This window comes from Pseudomonas fluorescens group sp. PF-69 (genome assembly GCF_054481235.1).
This window is the reverse complement of record NZ_JBTMNC010000001.1, coordinates 6299266-6316048: the sequence shown is the minus strand read 5'-3', so window position 1 is coordinate 6316048 and position 16783 is coordinate 6299266. Positions and strand designations below refer to the sequence as shown.

The window sequence follows — 16783 nt, the reverse complement described above, 5'->3', positions numbered from 1 at the left end:
CCACTTCCGTTTCCCTTCGCTGCTCAAGCATAGTCGATCATGCATGGATTCCGATGTGCCTGGCGAGCCCTTGCACACAGGGCTAGCGGCTCGTCGCCTGCCATGTTTCGTCGCTGTATCGCCATCATTACTGTGAACGTGCCCGAGGAAAAGACGTGGATTCCCGATTGAATGCTTTTCTTGAACGCGCCGATGCCGTTCTGGCTCGTATCGAGCCACTGTTGCCCACCCCTCGGCATGCCATCGACTGGACCCAGAGCCTGGCGGCGCGCTGGCAGCGTGAGGGACGCAGCGGCTTTCTGTTGCCCCTGGAAGTCAGTCTCGACATGCGTCTTTCCGACCTGATCGGCGTCGATCGCCAAGTGGAGCAACTGGGGCGCAATACCCAACAGTTCCTTGATGGCATGCCGGCCAACCACGCATTGCTCTGGGGTTCGCGCGGTACCGGTAAATCCTCGCTGGTTCGCGCCTTGCTGGCCGAGCACGCCCAGGCGGGTTTGCGTCTGATCGAAATCGAGCGCGATCACCTGGCCGATTTGCCGCGCGTCGTCGAACAAATCGCCAAACTGCCGCAACGTTTCGTGTTGTTCTGCGATGACCTGTCGTTCGAGTCGGGCGAAGGTGATTACCGCGTACTCAAGAGCGTACTCGACGGTTCGCTTGAGCAAGCACCGGATAATGTTTTGCTATACGCCACGTCCAACCGTCGCCACCTGGTGCCGGAAAAGGAAAGCGATAACGAAAACTGGAAGCGGGTCGACGGCGAACTGCATCCCAGCGAGGCGGTGGAAGACAAGATCGCGCTCTCGGATCGCTTCGGACTGTGGCTGTCGTTCTATCCGTTCACCCAGGAGCATTTCCTCAACGTGGTCGAACACTGGATCGGCCAACTGGCGGACAAGGCCGGCCTCAAGTGGCAACGTGACGAGCAACTGGACATCCTTGCGGTGCGCTGGGCCACCGGGCGCGGTAATCGTAACGGACGTTGCGCGTATCAATTTGCCCGCTATTGGGTTGGGCTGAAACTGTTGGAGCACAAGGCATGATCGATATACACAAGAGCGGCCAGGGCCTCGAAGGCTACGGCATGCTGCACGCGCAGCTTGAGTCGTTGCTGGCGGACGAGCGGGACTTCATCGCCAATGCCGCACAGTTTTCGGCCTTCCTGTTCAATCAGCTCGATGACTTGAACTGGGCCGGCTTCTATCTCAATCGCAATGAAGAACTGGTGCTGGGCCCGTTTCAGGGGCAGATCGCTTGCGTGCGGATCCCGTTCGGCCGCGGTGTTTGCGGAACGGCGGCAGCGACCTTGCAGAGTCAACGGGTCGAAGACGTGCATGCGTTTCCAGGGCATATCGCCTGTGACAGCGCCTCGAACAGCGAACTGGTCGTGCCGCTGGTCAAGGACGGTCGTTTGATTGGCGTACTTGACCTCGACAGCCCGAAACTGGCGCGTTTCACCGCAGAGGATCAGGCCGGCATCGAGCAACTGGCGGCGATTTTCCTGCGCCTGACCGATTGCTGATCAAACCCGCAAGCCTGCCTTGATCAGCAGGCTTGACGCATCGACCGCATCGATTTGCCGTGGGTCGAGAAAACGCTCGGCGTAGCGCAGATAGATGTGGTCGCTGATGAACAACCCGAACAATTCCGGATCGATGTGAGCGTCCCGGCACATGCTGGCCATGATGCCCAGCGCTTCGCTCAGGGGCTTGGCTTTCTTGTAGGGGCGGTCGGCAGCAGTCAGCGCCTCGAAAATATCGGCAATCGCCATCATCCGCGCCGGCAGGCTCATGTCTTCGCGCTTCAAGCGTTTGGGATAACCGGTGCCGTCCATTTTTTCATGATGGCCACCGGCGATTTCCGGAACGTTGCGCAGGTGGCCGGGGAAGGGCAGGTGGTTGAGCATCAGGATCGTCTGCACCATGTGATGATTGATGATGTAGCGCTCTTCGTTCGTCAGGGTGCCTCGGGCAATGCTCAGGTTGTAGAGCTCGCCGCGATTGTATTTGTAGCGCGGCACATCGAGCTTGAATCCCCAGGGATTTTCCGGGGCAATGAGTTCGGCGTCGATGCGTTCGAACAAATGCTCGGGTTTGTCCGCCAGCAGCGACTCGCTGACCGGCAGTGTCGGTGCCGGGGTGCGTTCCTGACGCCGGTTCTCTTCCCAGGAAACGCCCAACCGGTCATCCAGGGTTCGGGTCCAGGTGCGCTGGCCGATACTGCGTAGTCGTTGCAGGTCGGCTTCTGCCATGGCTTCACCGCCAAGGTTGCACCGGGCAATAAAGGCGAAATCATCATCGAGTGCCGCCAGCGTGGCATCGCGCAGTAGCGACAGGTCTTGCTCTTCCCCCCCCATTGCAACGGCTTGCCAATAGTGGACCCAGGCATCGCGCTTGAGCACTTCGAAACGGGTGCGGATTTCGTGGATGCGGTCGTTCAGCGTTTCCAGTTTCGTGGCTTTATCGACGACGTATTCAGGGGTGGTGACCTTGCCACAGTCATGCAACCAGGCTGCAATGTGCAGCGCCTCCCATTCATCCTCGGTGGGGCGATAACCGCTGAAGGCTGGATCCTGGCTGGCCGCGGCAGCCTGGGCAATCATCAGTGCCAGGGCGGGTACTCGCTGGCAATGCCCTCCGGTGTAGGGGCTTTTGGCGTCGATCGCGCCGGCCAGCAGTTTAATGAAGGCATCCAGCAGGTTTTTTTGTCGGGCTTGCAGGCGCTGGCTTTCAATACTCACGGCTGCCGCACCGGACACCGCCTGCAGAAACGCGATACGGTCGGGCCGAAGTTTTTCCAGGTCACTCTGGTTACCGCTGTCGGCCAATAAAAACACCAGCAGGCCCACGGTTTCGTTATGACGATTGTGCAAGCGGATACCGATCAGATGAACCCGGGGGCAAGCCAGTGCGAGCAACACTTTTTGCAAATCCCCCGCCTGTTCGAAGCCGATATGGCTGACGACATTGTCGGCGGTCGAAAGCTGTTGCATCCAGGCTGGAGTTTTCGGGTCTTGAAGATCATGTCCGTGGATATCGAATGATGACAGCGTTTCAGCGGTGTCATTGATGACCAGGCCCTGGGGCTCCATGCGATCACCGTCACCTTCGCGCAGGTAAATCAGACCGGCCTGGGCCTGGCCGATTTTCACGGTTTCAAATAACACCCGCTCCATCAGCGGCGCAAAACGGGTCTCGGCGCTCAGGCTGTCGGTGATCTGGAAGAAGCTTGCCAGAGTGTCTTTCATGCGCGCCATCGACACGCTCAGTTGATCGACTTCCAGCACCGGGGAGCGACGGGAAAGCGGGAAATTGAAGTCGAAGCTGCGAATCGCATCCGCTTCCTGTACCAACGCGCGCAGAGGTTTGACCAACACCCTGGACGTCAGCCAACCCAGAGGAACGCACAACAGCAGTGTCGCCAGAGTAATCAGCGCACCTTGCCAGCGCATGCGGTAGGCATCGACCAGCAATTCGTCTTCCGGCACCAGCAGTGCCAACTGCAGACCTTGTGGACCGCCTTCCTGCATGCTGCTGCGGGCCACGATCCATTGGCGACCGCCGGCATTCAACCGATTGCCCTCGGGAGGGCTTTTGAGCAGGGCGCCGAGGCTGGGGCTCAGGTCGGCGGCCTTGATCAGACGCGCCGTCTGGTCGTCGACGATCAGGCGGCTGCTGTCGGGATACGCGATGGCATTGCCCTGGGCATCGAACAGCACGATCTCGGTGGCGGGCGTCACGACATGTTTGGCCAGGGTGGCGCTGAGTTCTTCCAGGGTCAGGTCGGCGCCCATCACGGCATGGTCGCCGCTGCGCAGGGCCAGCGTGGTGCCGACGTTGTGGGTAGAGAAAAAGACATAGGGTTCGGTGGTGATCTGGGTGCTGTCGCGGCTGGCGCTTGAAAACCAGGCGCGGCTACGTGGGTCGTAGGTGTCGGTGGGGTCTTCGTGACGACTGATGAAGGCCAGGTCCTGATCGAAAAACAACGATTGGGAATGAGCCTGACCGAGGGTGTCTCGCTCGATGCTCCACACTTGGTAAGCCGCTGCTTCCGGGGCGTTGAGCAGCGTTTTCAGCTGCGGGGCGCGCAGCGGGCGAACCATGAAAAAATCACCATTGCCATAGCCCAGGTACAGGGATGCCAGATCCGGGTTATCCCGCAGCGACTGACTGAAGGGTTTGAGCAGCGCCAGGCGTTGCTGAAGGTCGGAGCCTTGCACGGCGGGGTTGAGCACCAACAAGCTGAGCAGATGTCGTATCGGCTCGTAGGTCGCCTGCAGATCCAGGCGGACATCCTGCTCGATGCGATTGAAGAGCTTTTCGCTGCTGGAAAGAATGATCTGCGTGGTTTGACGGTAATTGAAAATGCCCAACACCACCCCGGTCAGCAACAACAGCAGGGTGAACATCACGCTGATATGAACGTGCAGGGGAAACCGCCGTTGATCCGGGCGCAGTGGGTTGGGCATGCAGTTCACTCCATGATGGTTAACGCACTGCTCAGCGTCCAAGCATAGTTAAGGCTCTGTGATTTTGCTTCCGTCGTTTTGCCCAATTTGCTGCAGCAATGCCTGGTCCAATTCGAGCATGGCGCTCTCGATGGCCTTGCAGCATTCGGCCGTCCTGCCGGGCTCGAACAGGCTGCGGCAGGCCGCTTCAAGCGCTTCGCAGGTGTCGATCAATCGGGAGGCTTGAACGATTCGGGCGGCACCTTTGATCTTGTGGGCGATATCGAGAAAAACCTGTGGATCCGTGGACCCGGATAACGCCAGCAAGCTTTGTCGGTCCAGACGATTGCTATTGATCAGCTCGGTCAGCAATCGTCGGTTGAGTACGGGATTGCCTCCCGTCATCAGCTCGAATCCTTGCAGGCTGAAAACGGGGGTGAGGACCATGGGTTCCATGCCCTCAACCCATTGACTCAAGGCCGTCAGGGTCAGCGGTTTGAACAGGCAATCGTCCATCCCGGCCTGTTTGCAACGTTGAATTTCTTCCGGCTGTGCATTGGCCGTAAATCCCAGTACGGTGCACGGACGTTGTAGCGTTTGGCATTCCTGGCGGCGAATGGCGCGGGCTAGCTCGTAACCATTCATGACTGGCATGTTGCAATCGACAATGACCAGATCGAAAGTGCCGGCTCTCCATAGCTCGAATCCTGCCTGACCATCCTCGGCGACGCTGAATCGATGGCCCAGAAACTCCAGCTGCTGACACATGAGCAGGCGATTGGCTGCGTGATCATCGACTACCAGTACATTCAGGGGAGTTAATGCCGCGGGTGTGTCTGTTTCAACCACTTTCGGCCCAGGTTCAAGTGGCAATGTGGGCAGGTGCAAGGTAATGCCCACTTGAGTGCCCAGCCCCGGCTGACTGCGTAACTGCAGGCTGCCCCCCATCCTTTCGCACAAACCGCGGCTGATCACCAGGCCAAGCCCGGTGCCGCCCCTGGCGGACTGTCCGGCGTTATCGGCCTGAGCGAAAGGCTCGAACAGGCGTTGCTGATCCTGTTCGCTGATTCCGATACCGCTGTCCTCGACCTGCAGTTGCATTCGTACCTGGCCCGGCTCGGCGGACGGCTGCAGCTCGACGATAATCCTGACTTGACCGTGCTCGGTAAATTTGATGGCGTTGCTGACCAGGTTGGAAAGCACTTGCTTGAAACGCAATGGGTCCAGCAGGACGTCGATCGGTGGGTTGGCCGGGTTGAACTCCAGCCGCAATTCGAGTCCTTTCTGGTGGGCCAGTCCATCGAAGTTACGTGCTACTGACGTGACGATTTCCTGCGGATTGACACGCTCCGGGCTCAGGCTCAAGTGCCCCGATTCGATGCGGGCGATGTCGAGAATGTCGCCGATCAATTCCAGCAAGTCTTTTGCCGAGTTGTACGCCACATCGATGGCTGGACGATCCGGGTGATCCTGTTCGATACGCTTGAGCGTCAATTCGAGCATGCCGATCACTGCATTCATCGGGGTGCGGATCTCGTGGCTCATGGTGGCCAGGAATGTGCTTTTGGCCCGGTTGGCTTCGTCGGCGCGTTCTTTCGCACAACGCAGATCATCGAACAGTTGCCGCCGTTCGCTGATGTCGATCCAGCCACCGATGATGCCTTGCACTTCGCCGCTAGAGTCACGGTAGGGGAGAATCCAGTGATAGATCGTCAACCGGCGTCCACCGATGTGCAGTTCACGATCAAGAATCAGGGGTGTGCCCTCGGCCACGACACGCTGGTAATCGGCCTGATATTCCCGGGCTTCGAAGGCGTTGCTCATAGTGCCTTGAATGACACTCTTGCCAATGACGTCTTCGCGTTTTGCATTGAAGGCTTGCAAGTAGCTGTCATTGCAGCTTTGGAGCAGACCCTGGCGATCACGTACATAAATCGGATGTGGCGTGCCGTTGACCAGTGAGCGCATGAATTCGAATTGATCGTTCAATGCGCGTTCGGCCGCTTTGCGTTGATTGATCTGGCGCCGCATGTTCGCGTTCCAGGCCATGGAAATTAACAACAGCACGCCTGCGCCGATGACGATTTGATAGAACAGCCGATGATAGGTGCGCCAGGTACTTTGTGAGGATGCTGAATAACCACGCCAGCGACTGTTGATAATCCCCAGTTCCTCCGGCGAGATGCTCAACAGCGCCTTGTTGAGGATGTCATTGAGTTCTTTGGCGTTGCGGCCGGTGGCCAGGGAGAATGCCGCTTGCTCGGTGCCGATGGTGGTGCTGATTTGGAGGCTGTGCTCGAAGAGCCGCGATGAGATGAAGTAGTTGGCGATCACCAGAGAGCTCACTGCACCTTCTGCCTGGCCCTCGGCAAGCATTTCCACGGCACTGAACGTGTCCGGCATTTTGACGAGTTTTATCTGCGGGAACTCGGTACGCAAAAAATCTATCAGTGGATTACCTTGGGCGATGGCCAGGCGCTTGTCATGGAGTTGCGTAAGATTGGCAGGGCTGTCTGCGGCTTTGCGCGTCAACAGGACATTGGAGTTTTGCAGATAGGGTCGACTGAAATTCAGCAGCCTTTCCCGTTTTGCGCTGGGCAGCAGAGCGGCGATCAGATCGGCCTGGTTGTCTCTGATCCGCTGAATCATGTCGCTGTCGCTTCGGCTGCGCTGGATCTCGAAGCGCAGGCCGGTTCGCAGCCTGATGAGTTCAAGCAGGTCGGCGGCAACGCCGCGGAAGTTGCCGTCACTGTCGAAAAACGTCAGTGGCGCGAGTGCTTCATTGACGACTACGCGGACCACCGGGTGTTGCGCCAGCCAGCGTTCTTCGCCGTAACTGAGCTCCAGCTTGTGATCGGTGAGCAGAATGTCGCTGCCGGCGCTCCAGCGCTTGGCGATGTTTTCTCGTTCGCTGACAGGGATCGCCATGAGCGTCGTATTGATGATACCGAGCAGTTCCGGGTTGTTCTTGTGCACCGCAAAACTGAATCCGTGGGCTTCGTGTTTGCCGAAGTTGGCCATGCGGATGTTGTTCAGGTAGCCCTTGTTGATCATGTAATGGGTCGAAATGGTATCTCCGAGAAACACGTCCGCCTGGTCGAAGGCTACGGCGTTGATCGCGTTCTGATAGGACGGATGGGATGTAATGATCGCCTTCGGGTAGAGAGCCTTGACCTCCTCCAGCGGCAGATAGTGATACACCATGCTCAGGCGCAGACCGGCAAGGCCGTCTGTCAGTGATCGGGTTTCGCCTTCGCGTGTCACCAGGACCGGTTGGTCCACCGCGTAGGGCATCGACAGTACGATGTCGGCATTGCGCGCTTCGAATCCATTGGCGGTGCCGAGCAAGTCAACCTCTCCGCTTTTGAGTGCTTCGATTGCGGCTCCCCGGGACGAGAAGCGCTGAACCTTGATGGGCAAGCCAGTGGCCTTGCCGAGTATGCCCGCATAATCGGCAGTGAAGCCTTCATAGTCGTGGCCGCTGAGGGTCAGGTCGAACGGTGGATAATCCGGTGCTGAGGTACCCAGAACCAATTCACGTTTGTTCCTGGCCCATTGTCGTTGCGATTGATCCAGTTGGACTTCCAGATTTCCGGCCGTCGAGCGGCTGAGCAAGACGTAATCCTCACCATCCTGCGCCGCGAGCAATGAGGTGCTCAGGCATAAGCCTGCTGTCGTGAGTATCAGAAAATCCTTTAAACGACTGAGCATCCTGTTTCTCACACCAAAGCGTTACGTTTTGCCATTTCGATAAGTTCAACCAGGGATTTGGCCTTGAGCTTTTGCATGAGACGCTTTTTATAAGTGCTGACAGTTTTGTTGCTCAGAAACATGCCTTTGGCGATCTCCTTGTTGGTGCGGCCTTGGGCAAAAAGTTGCAATACCATCAGTTCCCTATCGTTTACTGACTTGAACAGTTCGAGTTCGGCGTAACGCGCTTCATCGCCGCGAACCGGGTTGAGCGCTTCACTTGGGAAATAGTTGTAACCTGACAATACTGCTTTAATGGCACTGATCAGTTCGCTCAGGTCTTCCTGTTTGCAGACATATCCAGAAGCACCGGACTGCATGCAGCGAATACCGAAAAGTGTCGGGCATTGTGCCGTTAATACCAATGTTTTAAGTGGGGTACTCATTGCGTTGAAGCGGGCCAGTACTTCCAGGCCATCCAGCTTGGGAATGCTGATGTCGAGAATGACCAGGTCGGGCATGCATTCGCGAACCATCTGCATGGCGTCGACCCCATTATCAGTTTCGCCAACGACTTCATAACCTTCGTGTTCCAGCAGCATACGGACGGCAAGTCGGATGACAGGGTGATCGTCGACAATAAAAACGGAGTTCATAATAAAATTCCATGCAAGCTCAAATAAAGCGCGCACCTTAGCTCAGATAGTTGAGGTGACGTATGAACTGAGGTAGTCGTAGCGCCATTATCAGAATGTTCCTACATGCAAAAAGGAATGGGCCTACGTGTCAACTAGGTTTTTTATAAGGATCAATAAACTTTGTTAGGGTTTAGTTGTAATATTTAGTGCTGGTTTTTTGTTGTTATTTGTTATGGGGTCAGGGTCAATAATTTTCTGAATTCTGATTGTTTCAAAGGCTTGATCAAGTAGCCCAGCAACGGGAGTCCATGGGTGTTTGCCATGTGTTCAAGTTGGTCCAGTTCGGCGGGTGTCAGGCTACTTAGAAGTATTGCCTGTTTGATCATCCCTTGATGACTGGCGAATTTGACCAGATCAAGGCCACAGAGATCGGGAAGACATTGGTCGCACAAAAGAATATCGAACGGTTGTGTTGCGGTGAGCATTAGTTGCAATGCACCTTGGGCACAGTCAGTGGTGGTTAGCTGGGTGAAGCCGTAACTCTCGAGCAGGTACTGAGTGGCTCTGAGCTGAAACGGGTGATCTTCCACCAACAAGATGCGCAGATTGTCTTTGATCATATTATTCACGCTTTTTCTATCGAACAAAGTAGGCGTGATTGTTCCGTGGGAAACGCGGATAAATCGATCAGTTCACTCGACAGGAGCTGTAGGGGATTTCCGTTAACCTTGAGCGCACTTGCAGTTTTCGGGGGACATCAGCCATTAAGGGGGGCGTAATGGCTGATGTTCCGGTTCTTGTCAGTGGCTGGAACTACCGGTCATTTCCAGTGCCATGTCGCTGGCATAGCTGTCGGTCATGCCGGCGATGAAGTCGATCATGCGCAGGAACGATGTGTGTAACGAGCCGTTGGGGTCGGGGGCGTTGTTGCCCAGCAGGTCGAGAACCCGCCGACTCTTGAACGATGGCGTCCGGCCACCGTGTTGCTCAAGCGCCGCGCCGCAGAAAGCGTTGAGCAGGATTTCCAGCGTGGTGTAGGCGCCGATTTCGTGCAGGGTCTTGCGCTTGTCCTGGAAGATTTTCTTGCGCGCCATGTCCTTGGCGTTCAGCACGCAGCGTTTGGCGGGGCCGTGCATGTGCTCTACCAAGTCGCCGTGCAGGGTGCCGGCCAGCAGCGCGTCCTGTTGCTCGACAAAGGCCCGGGCCGCCGCATTGGTCAAATGCTCGATGGCTTTGCCTCGCAGGATCGCCAGTTTGCGTCGACGCGAATCCTGCGGGCCAAGCTGGCGATAGGTTTCCGGCAGGTCATCGCCCACCAGATTCAGCAACAGGGACTCGACTTCGGTGTATTCCAGCAGCTCCATTTCCAGGCCGTCTTCGAGATCGATCAACGCGTAGCAAATGTCATCGGCGGCTTCCATCAGATACACCAGCGGATGACGTGCCCAGCGTTGCTCTTCGAGTTGCGGCAGGCCGAGTTTGTGAGCGATCTGTTCCAGTAGCGGCAGCTCGCTCTGATAGCAACCGAATTTGTGTTTTTTGTAACCCAGCGAGTCGGCGTGCCGGGCCGTCCATGGATACTTCAGGTAGGTGCCCAGGGTGGCGTAGGTCAGACGCGTCCCGCCGTCGAACTGGTGATACTCAAGCTGCGTCAGCACCCGGAACCCTTGGGCGTTGCCTTCGAAATTGAGGAAGTCACTTCGTTCCGCTTCGCTCATTGCGTCCAGCCAGCCACGGCCGGCGGCTTGCAGGAACCAGTGCCGAATCGCATCTTCACCGGAATGCCCGAACGGCGGATTGCCGATGTCATGTGCCAGGCAGGCTGATTGCACCACCATCCCAAGGTCACTGGGTTCGCACCAGTCGGGCAGGGCGCCGCGGATGGTTTCGCCGACACGCATGCCCAGTGAACGACCCACGCAGCTCACTTCAAGGGAATGGGTCAGACGGGTGTGGATATGGTCGTTGCTCGAAACCGGATGAACCTGGGTTTTGCGCCCGAGACGCCGAAACGCTCCCGAAAAAATGATGCGGTCATGGTCTTTGTGAAAGGGGCTGCGACCGAGTTCTTCCGGACTGTGCAGCGGTTTTCCAAGACGTTCACGGGTAAGCAGGGTGTGCCAATCCAAGGCTGGTTCTCTCCGTCAGGTGACTGATTGCTTTAGCTTCCCGGTTCGCATCAGGACCTGCAAGGGAAAAACACGCATGCCTGCAGGTGCAAGACTTGCCGGCGATGGTGGTGCATCGGGCGCTGCAACGTCGAGTCAGCTGCCGCCATCGCCGGGCGGTCTCGGTTCCTAGAGCCCGACGGCATCGATATCGATCAGCAGCAAACGTTCGCCATTGTCGAAAAATTGTCCGGCGGTGAGGCAGTACTGATTGCTGGTGGCGTCGCGGTAAGTGTTGGAAAGGGTCAGTCGACGCTCATCCCAGCCCTCGGCCAACAGATGATAGAAATAGGGGCGCCACGACCAGTTGTGGCCCAGATAACGGTTATCGGCGACCCAGCCGTTATTGCGCCATTCTAGGTTTGGCGTCAGTTGGGTTCCGTGCCGGTCGCATTGATAGAAGCGCAACAGCCAGGGGAAGGCATCCAGTTGGGGCAGGGCGCTGAGCGGGGCGCGGTTTTGTGCCCAGGCTTGAAGGATCGCCATCAGTTCGCCGAGTTGCTGGCGCATGTTCATCAAGCGACCACGCTCGGCCAGCTTTTGCTGAACATAACGTTGGCGCAGTTGTGCAAAACGCTCGACAAAGGCGTTGGTGGCGAAGAAATCCTCTTGCGCCCCGGCAAACAGAAAACCCTGCACGTAGCGTGAGCCGCATTCCAGGGCAAAATTCAGTTGGGCTTCGGTTTCCACGCCTTCGGCGATGATCCAGCAACCGGTTTTCTCGGCCATCAAGGCCAGGGCCTTGACCACGTCAGTGCTGGGCCCACCCAGTGCCGCCGCCTGGAACAGGCGCATGTCGAGTTTGAGAATGTCTGGCTGCAACGCCAGAACGCGATCGAGTTGAGAGTAGCCGGCACCGAAATCGTCGATGGCGATCCGTGCGCCGGCCTGACGGTAACGCGTCACCACTTGGGCCAGGCGCTGGATATCGCCCCCCAGTTCCGTGATCTCGAAGACGATTCGCCGTGGATCGATGCCATGACTGCTCAGTTGCTTGAGGCTCGGCAGCGGCTGGTCTGGACGCAGGCGGCTGATCCAGCGTGGTGAAATGTTCAGGCTCAAGAACCAGTCGGAAGGCGCCTCATGCAGACGCCTCAAGGCGTCATCGCGCAATTGGCGGTCCAGCCGACGCAGGATGATGGCGTTAGTTCGCGGGTCGGCGAACAGCGGACCCACTGAAGCCAATTGACCGTCGGCTTGTCGCAGTCGACCCAGAGCCTCTACGCCCGCGATACGGCCCGTAGCGGTATCGATGAACGGCTGAAAGCAAGCGAGCGGTTGCCCGTCGATCACGAGGCCTCCTTAGCGGATCTTGTTTTTGGAATGAGTCTGATCACCGGGTGGGCGAACAGGGCTGAACCCCTCGATAAAGAGGTGCAGCCCGTGTGTGTTGCAAGAATGTAGCCAGATTGCGATGGTTTGCTATTTACGCGATGAGCCTTGCAAGATCAGCTTGATCAGGGGCCCCAATGTGGTGCCAAGCCGAATCAGCCGGGTCAGGCTGCTCAGACCACCGCCGTTTTTTGCGCCTTTGCCGGTCAGGAAACCGAGCAACGTTACGGCGGCGACGCCCCAGAGTGGAGCGTGCTTGATGCCGAAGCCGTCCTGCAGGCTTTGCGTCATCCCGCGCACACGGTTCAGGGGTTGCAGCAGTTGCGCGGACTCGTGGCGGATTTCCTGGCGATGCATTTCCATGCGCAGGCGAATCAGCGCCTTGCGCATCTCTGTGCGCGAGCTGTTTCGAGGCAGTTCAGGCAGGCTCATGGCAGCAGGCGCTCCCGGTCATTGGCCAACTCTTCCAGAGTGCCGTGGAAGGGAGAGGACTCATCGAAGATCGCCGCTTTCAGGCGCAGGCCGCAGAAAATGGCGGCGAGAGCGTAAAACACACAGAGCCCAATGATGGCCGGTAGACGATAGGTGTCCCAGAACAGGATCAGCACCAGCGTCGACAACCCCACCAGCAACAGCAACGCAAACACCAGCGCCAACCCGGCAAACAGCAACAGGCTTACGGTACGGGCTTTTTGTTCCTGCAGTTCGATGCCGAACAGCTCGACATGGCTGTGCAGCAGGCCCAGGAATGCAGCGCCCAGGCGCCGCGGTGAGGAGCTTTGCCCCGTCTCGGACGAACCGGATTCACCGATTGCCATATCAGCGCCGCGTCGCCAGCAGGCCAATCAGGAAGCCCACGCCGGCCGCGATCCCGACCGATTGCCATGGGTTGGCCTGGACATAGTCCTCGGTGGCAGTGACGGCTGCCTTGCCGCGGTCGCGCAGGGAGTCTTCGGTCAGTCGCAAGGTTTCGCGGGCACGCAACAGACTGTCGTGGATCTGGTCGCGCAGCTCGTCGGCCTGATCACCGGCCAGGGTGGCGGTGTGTTCCAGCAACCGTTCGGTGTCGTTGACCAGAGTCTGAAAATCGCTCATCAGGATTTCTTGAGCAGTCTTTGCCTTGATGCTGGCCATTGGTGATCTCCATAAGTGGCTTCTGAAACGTTCGAGTATGAGCCTTGGGTGAAGGTTCAGTACAAATGACTGGTACAACTTTTGCTATGTCGTGGTGCGTCAGTCTGCGCCGTTGCGCTGTCGCTGGGCATGATTTCAGTAAAACCATAACTCAAACAATCAAAACCCGTGAAATTGTCCTGGTCATCGTTGGCCATGACGAACCCTGTGCGCCAAATCGGTTCATTGGGGGTGACCTGCTCGATGCGGACAGGTCACAACTTGGTGCATGGATTGCCCGAACGAACTGCTTTGGTGCTTTTTTCAGCCTTAAAGGTCTGCCAAATCCATGGAAAATCTGCAAAGCGCTGTGGACAGCCTGGTCCATAGCTCAAACACGTTGTTCATTCTGATCGGCGCTGTCATGGTTTTGGCCATGCACGCCGGTTTTGCCTTTCTGGAAGTCGGAACGGTTCGGCAAAAAAACCAGGTCAACGCGTTATCGAAGATCCTCAGCGACTTCGCCGTTTCAACCCTGGCTTACTTCTTTATAGGCTATTGGATTTCCTACGGCGTCACTTTCATGCAACCGGCCGCGGTGATCAATGCCGATCACGGCTATGGCCTGGTGAAGTTTTTCTTTCTGCTGACCTTTGCGGCGGCGATCCCGGCGATCATTTCCGGGGGCATTGCCGAACGCGCCCGGTTCGTCCCGCAGTTGTGCGCGACCGCCTTGATCGTAGCGTTCGTCTATCCCTTTTTCGAGGGCATGATCTGGAACGGTAACTTTGGCTTGCAGGCCTGGTTGCTGGAACGTTTTGGCGCAGGTTTCCATGATTTTGCCGGCTCAGTGGTGGTCCATGCCATGGGCGGTTGGCTGGCGCTCGCGGCGGTGCTGTTGCTGGGGCCGCGTAATGGCCGTTATCGCGAAGGACGCCTGGTGGCGTTCGCGCCTTCGAGCATTCCCTTTCTGGCGTTGGGTTCGTGGATCCTGATTGTCGGCTGGTTCGGTTTCAACGTCATGAGCGCCCAAACCCTGCAAGGTGTCAGTGGATTGGTGGCGGTGAACTCATTGATGGCCTTGGTTGGCGGCACCGTGGCGGCATTGATCGTCGGACGCAATGACCCGGGCTTTCTGCACAACGGTCCATTGGCCGGCCTGGTGGCCATCTGTGCCGGTTCCGACCTGATGCACCCGGTGGGCGCGCTGGTGACCGGTGCGATTGCCGGTGCGTTGTTTGTCTGGTGTTTCACCGCCGCTCAAAGCAAGTGGCATATCGACGATGTGCTGGGTGTCTGGCCCCTGCATGGCCTGTGTGGCGCGTGGGGCGGTATCGCTTGTGGCATCTTCGGTCAGGGTGCGCTGGGTGGGTTGGGTGGGGTGAGCCTGATCAGTCAGTTAATTGGTACCGCGTTGGGCGTTGGCGTGGCATTGACCGGTGGTTTTGCGGTGTATGGCGTGATCAAGGCGCTCCATGGTCTGCGGTTGAGTCAGGAGGAGGAGTATTACGGTGCAGACTTGTCGGTCCACAAGATTGGTGCTGTCAGCCAGGATTGAGACCACTGAAATTTACGTTTCAAGGCAGAGGACTCAATGGCTCGACGGCTTTTCAGGGCAGGCCTAGAATAAGCACTTAATTTTTTAGGTTGAGCGCTCATGCTTCCTGAATGTCAGTTGTTCGGCACCCTCGGGTGCCATCTCTGTGAAGTGGCCGAAGCCATGCTGATGGAATTTGTTGAGCGCGGCTTGCTGGTGGAACTGGTGGATATCGCTGAAGACGAAACCTGGTTCGAAGCCTACAGTCTGCGCATTCCTGTTTTACGGCGGGTCGATAACGGCGCGGAGCTAGGCTGGCCGTTCAGTGCCGATGAGGTGGTGGCGTTCCTGCGATAAACGTTTTTTGCGATGGCCTGTTCCCGCCTGTCGATCTTCGCGAATGATCCCCTTGGCTTAATCAATGCGATTCGGATACTGTATGCGCATACAGTTATCCGGATTGCCGACCTTGTCACCCCTGACTTCAGGGTTTGAGCAGGCGAGCCCGGGCGTGAGAGGGATGAATCGTGGTCAATGTCGAACAATTGAAAAGCAGCGTGAACCGGATGTCGGTGGACGTAGTACGCGAAGCGGTTCTCGAACTGCGTCTTGATGGTCTGGTGACGGAAGGCAAAACCCCCTTCAACAAGCTGCATTTCAATACCTGTTTCGCAGAAATCGAAGCCTTGTTTCAGCGCGCTGGCTATCACCGGCAACTGGACGTCGTGGGCTACCAGGGTTTGTTGTATGCGCTTTATGACCCGGCACGCTGGGAGGCGGTCGATGTGCTGCGCTGGCTCAAGGAGTACACAGAAGCCGCGGCGCGCAAGCAGATTCCTGCTTGAGAATCTCTTCTAGGCTCACTCCTGTCTCTGTCGGATAATGCCGCCCTGCATTGAGGGTTAGAGCTTTCGTATGTCCACTTCAACTTTTTCGGCTGCACACCACCAGGCAAGCACGCTCTATTTGCCCCCTGGCCCGTGGCAGACCGTGCTCGACTGCCTGTGCGAGCACTTCAGTGCCATCGGGCGTGAACAATGGCTGGATCGAATTGCCCGCGGCCGCGTCCTCGACGGCCAAGGTGCGCCCATCACCGTTGATCTGCCTTACAGGGAAGGCCTGAAAATTCACTATTTCCGCGAAATACCGGACGAAAAAACGATCCCGGTGGTCGAGTCGATCTTGTACGCGGATGAGCATCTGGTCGTGGCAGACAAGCCGCATTTTCTGCCTGTGACTCCGGCCGGGGAGTATGTGGAGCAGACCTTGCTCAGACGGCTGATTCGTCGGCTGGATAACCCGCACCTGGTGCCCTTGCATCGAATTGACCGGCATACCGCGGGGCTTGTGTTGTTTTCTGCCAACCCGCAGAGCCGATCGGCGTATCAGTCGTTGTTTCCTGCGCGGCAGATCGAGAAACGGTATGAGGCCATTGCCGGGGCATTGCCTGATCTCTCATTTCCCTTGGTGCACAAGAGCCGTCTTGTCGATGGCGAGCCTTTTTTCCGCATGCAGGAAGGGCCGGGCGCCTGCAATACCGAGACAGCCGTCGAGGTCAGGGAGAAAAACGGGGATCTCTGGCGTTATGGACTTTACCCGGTGACAGGCAAGAAGCATCAGCTGCGGGTACACATGACGGCGCTGGGTGCGAGCATTTGCAATGATCCGTTTTATCCCCGGGTGCTCAAGGATGTCGAGGATGACTATGCCAATCCTTTGAAGCTGCTGGCCCAAGGACTGAAATTTGTCGATCCGGTCACGGGGCAGGAACGAGAGTTCGAGAGCGCCATTACCCTTCAATGGTGATGAGCCAGGGCGTTTTATTTAGCCATGCCTGCAAAAAATATCGAATTTA

General features: G+C 57.4%; 15 protein-coding genes. 6 read left to right on the top strand and 9 right to left on the bottom strand.

Annotation, left to right across the window (positions count from 1 at the left end):
* Window positions 1-155: 155 nt before the first annotated feature.
* Entirely contained in the window at window positions 156-1046 is an 891-nt protein-coding gene (locus ACX3YF_RS29435) for a DUF815 domain-containing protein (RefSeq protein ID WP_196585312.1), read from the top strand.
* A complete protein-coding gene (locus tag ACX3YF_RS29430) occupies window positions 1043-1525 on the top strand; it encodes a GAF domain-containing protein (protein ID WP_130211402.1) in 483 nt (160 codons plus the stop codon). The genes ACX3YF_RS29435 and ACX3YF_RS29430 overlap by 4 nt, the downstream gene beginning before the upstream one ends.
* Here the strand turns inward: ACX3YF_RS29430 and ACX3YF_RS29425 are convergent, their stop codons facing one another.
* The 9 genes from ACX3YF_RS29425 to ACX3YF_RS29385 form a co-directional block, all read right to left on the bottom strand.
* Window positions 1526-4471, bottom strand: a complete 2946-nt coding sequence (locus ACX3YF_RS29425) for an HD domain-containing phosphohydrolase (RefSeq protein ID WP_458974738.1) — start codon at window positions 4469-4471, stop codon at window positions 1526-1528.
* A 48-nt stretch (window positions 4472-4519) separates the two neighbouring features.
* Window positions 4520-8161 carry a transporter substrate-binding domain-containing protein gene (locus ACX3YF_RS29420; protein ID WP_458974737.1) on the bottom strand — a complete coding sequence of 1214 codons (3642 nt, stop codon included), beginning with the start codon at window positions 8159-8161 and terminating at the stop codon, window positions 4520-4522.
* 8 nt (window positions 8162-8169) lie between these two features.
* Entirely contained in the window at window positions 8170-8796 is a 627-nt protein-coding gene (locus ACX3YF_RS29415; protein WP_047527217.1) for a response regulator transcription factor, read from the bottom strand.
* A gap of 212 nt (window positions 8797-9008) precedes the next feature.
* Entirely contained in the window at window positions 9009-9398 is a 390-nt protein-coding gene (locus ACX3YF_RS29410) for a response regulator (RefSeq protein ID WP_458974736.1), read from the bottom strand.
* A gap of 180 nt (window positions 9399-9578) precedes the next feature.
* Complete coding sequence (locus ACX3YF_RS29405; protein WP_130211399.1) at window positions 9579-10907, bottom strand: deoxyguanosinetriphosphate triphosphohydrolase; 1329 nt, start codon at window positions 10905-10907, stop codon at window positions 9579-9581.
* Between the two features lie 168 nt (window positions 10908-11075).
* The gene (locus tag ACX3YF_RS29400; RefSeq protein WP_130211398.1) at window positions 11076-12239 is read right to left on the bottom strand and encodes an EAL domain-containing protein; all 1164 of its coding nucleotides are present in this window, start codon (window positions 12237-12239) and stop codon (window positions 11076-11078) included.
* Window positions 12240-12368: 129 nt separating this feature from the next.
* A complete protein-coding gene (locus ACX3YF_RS29395; protein WP_130211397.1) occupies window positions 12369-12710 on the bottom strand; it encodes a hypothetical protein in 342 nt (113 codons plus the stop codon).
* Window positions 12707-13096 carry a phage holin family protein gene (locus tag ACX3YF_RS29390; protein ID WP_130211396.1) on the bottom strand — a complete coding sequence of 130 codons (390 nt, stop codon included), beginning with the start codon at window positions 13094-13096 and terminating at the stop codon, window positions 12707-12709. The genes ACX3YF_RS29395 and ACX3YF_RS29390 overlap by 4 nt, the downstream gene beginning before the upstream one ends.
* Window position 13097: 1 nt before the next feature.
* On the bottom strand, window positions 13098-13412 hold the full coding sequence (locus tag ACX3YF_RS29385) for an ElaB/YgaM/YqjD family protein (RefSeq protein ID WP_047527230.1): 315 nt from the start codon (window positions 13410-13412) through the stop codon (window positions 13098-13100).
* 328 nt (window positions 13413-13740) lie between these two features.
* On the opposite strand from ACX3YF_RS29385, the gene ACX3YF_RS29380 reads away from it, so the two are divergent.
* From ACX3YF_RS29380 to ACX3YF_RS29365, 4 genes are all read left to right on the top strand, one after another.
* The gene (locus tag ACX3YF_RS29380; protein ID WP_047527233.1) at window positions 13741-14949 is read left to right on the top strand and encodes an ammonium transporter; all 1209 of its coding nucleotides are present in this window, start codon (window positions 13741-13743) and stop codon (window positions 14947-14949) included.
* A gap of 99 nt (window positions 14950-15048) precedes the next feature.
* On the top strand, window positions 15049-15285 hold the full coding sequence (locus ACX3YF_RS29375) for a glutaredoxin family protein (RefSeq protein ID WP_130210435.1): 237 nt from the start codon (window positions 15049-15051) through the stop codon (window positions 15283-15285).
* Window positions 15286-15455: 170 nt separating this feature from the next.
* Window positions 15456-15773, top strand: a complete 318-nt coding sequence (locus tag ACX3YF_RS29370) for a hypothetical protein (protein ID WP_047527238.1) — start codon at window positions 15456-15458, stop codon at window positions 15771-15773.
* Between the two features lie 70 nt (window positions 15774-15843).
* Complete coding sequence (locus tag ACX3YF_RS29365) at window positions 15844-16734, top strand: pseudouridine synthase (protein ID WP_458945751.1); 891 nt, start codon at window positions 15844-15846, stop codon at window positions 16732-16734.
* Window positions 16735-16783: the final 49 nt, after the last annotated feature.